Source organism: Aerococcus sp. L_32, assembly GCF_050689315.1.
The window spans coordinates 1-5,353 of record NZ_JBOEQF010000143.1; the positions used below are offsets into that span (position 1 = coordinate 1).

Annotated in this window: 3 protein-coding genes; all 3 read right to left on the reverse strand. The window is 40.4% G+C overall.

Annotated elements, in window-relative coordinates; translation table 11 throughout:
- A partial coding sequence (locus ACRCJ0_RS09035) for a UvrD-helicase domain-containing protein (protein WP_431390235.1) occupies nucleotides 1-597 on the reverse strand: 597 nt, incomplete at its 3' end.
- On the reverse strand, nucleotides 587-4,315 hold the full coding sequence (locus ACRCJ0_RS09040; RefSeq protein ID WP_431390236.1) for a PD-(D/E)XK nuclease family protein: 3,729 nt from the start codon (nucleotides 4,313-4,315) through the stop codon (nucleotides 587-589). The genes ACRCJ0_RS09035 and ACRCJ0_RS09040, both read right to left, overlap by 11 nt.
- 130 nt (nucleotides 4,316-4,445) lie before the next feature.
- Nucleotides 4,446-5,353, reverse strand: a 908-nt coding sequence (gene pepT / locus ACRCJ0_RS09045) for a peptidase T (RefSeq protein ID WP_431390237.1), incomplete at its 5' end; no start/stop codon positions are given.

A 5,353-nucleotide genomic window follows, 5' to 3' on the forward strand; every position in this document is an offset into this window, starting at 1 on the left:
TCGAGACTTGTTGTATAGGTCAAAAATCAGCTGGTCAATCTTGTCATCTTTACGGTCGGAAGCAAAGTGTTTTGCCATACGTAAATAATCTGGATTGCCTTCTGCTAATAAGTCCTCTTTCAAGGCCTCCCAAACATTTTCAAAATGCATCATATTTTCAGTTTCATCGGTTAATAATCGGTAAACTGGGTCTAGATCAATCAAGAAATAATAACGTTGGATGACTTGCTTACAAAAGGCGTCAATGGTTGAAATATTGGCTTGCGGCAATTTGGCGATTTGTTGCAGATAATGTTGACGGCTGTCAGCGTCAGATTCTTCATTGATCATTTCTTGTAAGGCTACTTCCAACCGCTCTTTCATTTCACTAGCCGCTTTTTCGGTAAACGTTACAACTAGTAACTCATCCACCCCATAGCCACGTCGTACCTTCTGCAAGATACGTTGGACAAGGACACTCGTTTTACCAGATCCAGCAGAGGCTGAAACGAGCAGGTTATCCCCTTCTAAATGAATCGCTGCCCATTGGTCGGCTGTATAACGGGCATTAGCTTCTGTTTGTAATGGAATAGTGGTTTGTTTCTGTCTATTCTTCATCGCCTGTCTGGTCCTCCTCTGCTACATTTTCATCTACATGGGCATCTGTCATTAAGGCTTGGAAAAATTCATCCTGATCCATAGACGGATTTGGTCGATATTTATTGGTATAGTCCGTTGCATCAAACATAGATACAGACCGGTAAGGCTCAGTCATGGACGGAATGTACGGATCATCATCAAGCGGATTTAAAGCAATATGTCCAGACACAATTTGTTCTGCTGTAACCACAATCTTCTCTTCAACAAAGGCTAACAACTTATTCAACTCATCCTTGGTTAAGACTTTGGCAGGTTTAGCGAAATCGCCATCTTTCTTCCGGCTCACCGCATAAACGCTCGACTTCCCACCTGGTTCAAGTCCTTCGCTATGAATATCTTCTAATAGATCATAGTCAGCCCGTACATAACCCGACAGTTTCAAGTCGGCCAAGATTTGATCCGCAATATTTTTGTCAGTTAAATCTGTTTGCTTTTCAATTTTCACTTGAGGTTGGAAAATCCGTTGGTAGAAAGCACCTAGTGGCAAGGCAGTTTGACCATCTTGATTTAACTGGTCTAAAGCCACCTTCAAATAAGTATAAAGCTGCAATTGGGACCCTACATAAATCTGGTCAAATTTCACATCATGAGCCGATGACTTATAATCCACCACTTGGATGAAGTTTTGTTCCAGGCCATTTTCAACCTGTGACACCGCATCAATCCGGTCGATTTTACCGCGCAAACGAACTTCTTGACCGTTTGCTAAAGTGAAATGGGTAATGGTCTCTTCTTCCTCGTCCTCATTTTGGGTATAGCCAAACCGTTGTTCCGTTTCGATAGTTTTCACATTAACCGCTTGGCGTTGCTTGATCATATTTTCAACCAACAACTGAATGGTCTCTTTCATTGATTCCTGCAAGTAACTATTGCGGTGGTTAACCTTAAAAATCGTGTACTCAGGATAGACGTCCGGGTCATTTAACTTATCCGTCACTTTCCCTACAATTTCCTTGACCTCGCCATCAGAAAGATTAGCCAAATCAAACTCTCTTTGATTTACTTCCTTGAAAAAATGGTCCAGCATTTCATGGAAGTAGTTCCCTGTTTGTAAGGAATCTAATTGGAAGCTAGGTCGTTCTTTTAATTTCAACCCATATTTCAAATAATAAGAGAAGGGATCTCGATTATAGAGTTCAAGCTGGGACACAGATACGGCCAAAATATCCCCGTATAAGGACCGGGACAATTCTGGCGTAAGTGGCAATACCGTATTATGGTAAGTCAAACTAGACTGCAACCATTTAAAAAAACCAGCAGTAGATTGATTGGATACTACCTGGTCATATACAGGCCGCCATATCTGGCTTAAACGTTGTTGACCGTGGGCATCTTGGGCCATGGCTTTCAGTAAATAACGGACTTGTGTGTGACCATTACCCAGTTTCAACAATGTTTTTTCAGCTGCATGGTCAGATGGTTGCCGTAGATATTTGGTTTGAATATCAAAAGCCTCTGCAATACGGCCAATCATTGGCGACAAGCCTTCAGTATCCGCATCGCCGTTATTCAAGGGATAGGAAATATATAAATGATCTGTGGCAGATAGGAATGCCAAATAAGCTTTATAGGCCTCGTTGTTATTCTTACTATCTGCCGATTGTTTTAAGGCTTGTAAGTCATCTAATTGACTGACCACTAGTTGCCGGTCCTCGTTGGTTAAAAGAGATTTCTCTTCATAGACTACTGGCAAGGCATATTTGGACATACCTAAAAGGAAAGTGATTTTCTTTGCATCAACCTTATTTTCATCAAAAGAGCCAATTGTAACAGAGTCCATTGTTGGTGGCACCATAGCATAGCCGGCATTTTGAAAGGCCAAATCTAAAATCTTAAAGAAGTATTCTAGGTCAAATGCTTCCTCACCAAATAGGAGGACATAGTCGTCCAATATATGGATAAAGGTCTGCCAAGCCTGTTCGTGCTGTCTCGCTTCTTGTAATTGCCCAGTCTCTAAATAGCTGTCTCGCCAATTCATCAAATTGGTTGGAATCCCATTATTGGTTAGGAATTGGTAGAAATATGTAATAGCCGTTTCAGTCGTTTGATCCTTTTTCCAATTGTCAAATAGTGGCGACAAGGCCCCAACAACAAAAGATTTTACCTGGTTCGCGGTTGCTTCGATCGCAATATCACGCTTTGTCCCTATTTTTTCGCCGTCTTCCCCCACTAAAATATAGGACCAGATCCGGTCTTTAGACCACCAAAATTGTCCTTCATAACCATTTCGTAAAACAACATTTTCTGTCAAATCGATCGCATCACGGAATTGAATTTGCTCCTTTTTGGAAGCTGACAATTCATCCGATACTACCTCTACTGAATCAAAAGTTGGATCATTCCAATGGGTCAAGTCACCCAAATCAACTGGCATTAATAATTCACTACGCAGTAAATCAAAGACATCTTGATACCGCCAATTACCTTGGTAAACCCGATACAAACTTATCATCAGCCGGTAAAGCGGATGGAGAGCCATATCCTCTTGGAAATTAGTGAAATAAGGAATTTCATTGGCGTCAAGAGCCGCCTGTAAAGCGTGTTGATAGGCATCCTCATCTCTAGATAGGATTTGGATGTCCTTGTAGCGGTAATCGGTATTTGGATCTGCCACTAATCGATAAATTTCATTGGCTACTTGGTCAGCTTCCATATGAGTAGACGGTACTTCCCAAATTTCCATGACCTGATTGACTGCCGTTTTAGCAGGATCAGTTTGCGCAATTTGGCCACTTTCAATACGGTTGTCCGTTCTTAGATAATGATCTAAAACTTTAAAACCATCTGCATAACTATTATCCGATTCAGCTACTATGGGATTAGCAAATGGTATCTCTTGCTTTCTAGCAAATTGCATCAATTGATTGTAAGTTTTCCCAGTTACCGTAAATAATTCATACCAGTCCGGCGTCCTAAAATCATAAGGTTGATCTAAATTTAAGACAATTTGCACTTGCGGACAGTTTTCAAGGAAGGCAACAATCGTCTCCAACTCTTGGGCATTAAAATAATCAAATCCCGTAATGATAATTCTTGTTTTAGACAAGTCTTGGTCCGAAATAGCTTTTCTCAATTGGGCAAAAACGTTTTGGTCTGCCATTGTTAAGCCCGCTAAATACTTTTCGTACTCTCCGTAAATTGCAGCCAGTTCTTTCATTTTCTTCACTTGATTTTGAATCAAGGGCTGGTCACTAGACTCATAGCTAGATAACGAATTTAAAAAGACGTCACTGGTAATTTGACCGTTCACTAACTCTTTAAATAAGTCAGCCAAGGCTTCCACAAAACCAATCTGATCGTATTCACCCCGGTATACCAATAAGTCGTCCTTCATATCCGCTAAAACGCGACCGATAACCATGACATTACCAATATCTGAAACGTCCCCAACTGATTGACTATCTTGTTTCTGCAATAAATACCAAGCTAACCGTTTGAAAGACTGCACTTGTAGTCGCATCATTCCTGCATGTTTATTGTCAGTTGTATGGCCAGCATTCAACTGGACTGCCTTCATTTGACGTAAAACAGACATCTCTAAATCAAATTTCATATTATCATCAGTGATAATAAAGACTTGATTTTCGACATCTGCTCTTAGATAAGCATCAATGTCTTCATATACAGATTTCAGGTTATTTTGTGTCGGGGTCTTTAAAATAAACTGTAAATTCATAAGCCCTCCTTTTGTAAAAGCAACTTTTTTTAATTGCTAAATATATAAAAGGAGAAGTTGACACCGGATAGACGCCAACTTCTTTCTTTGCGGTAAATGTTTTTACCTTCATATATTTAAAAATAGTATTTTATAGATTGTTGTAGTCGCCAGCGCCTTCAATGATGGCTAAAATAACTTCAGTTGCCTTCACCATCGTTTCTAGGCTGACATATTCAAAACGACCATGCATGTTTTCCCCACCAGCAAATAAGTTTGGTGTGGGTAGTCCCATATAAGTCAATTTAGACCCATCGGTACCACCACGAACCGCAATAATATCTGGTTGGATATCTACAGCAGCAAATGCATTTTCAGCAAGTGTCACAGGACGCATATCTTTTTTAATAATTTCACCCATGTTGTAATACTGGTCATTTGAAGTCACTGTGGCAATGTCACTACCATAAAATGCATTTAATTTACCTGCAGCATCTTGGATTAATGCCTTGCGGTTTTCAAATTGTTGACGGTCATGGTCACGAATAATGTAAGTCGCTTTAGCAGCTTCTACATTCCCTTCCATACCCATTAAGTGGAAGAAACCTTCGCGCCCTTCTGTATTTTCAGGACGTTCATTTTCTGGTAATTGGTTATGGATATCGATAGCCACTTGTAAGGCATTGATCATTAAATCCTTCGCTGAACCTGGGTGAATGTTTTTACCTGCTACTTCAACCACTGCTGAAGCCGCATTGAAAGTTTCAAATTCTAATTCACCTAGTGGGCCACCGTCCATAGTGTAGGCAAAGTCAGCCGCAAAACGTTCAACGTCAAAGCGATCAGCCCCAACACCAATTTCTTCATCCGGACCAAAAGCCACTTTCACTTCTCCATGTTTAATGAATGGATTGTCGATTAAGTATTTACCAGCGGTAACGATTTCAGCGATACCCGCCTTGTCATCTGCACCAAGTAAAGTTGTCCCATCCGTTGTAATCAAAGTTTGACCGACATATTTGTTTAATGATTCAAACTCAGCAGGATTTAATTCATAGC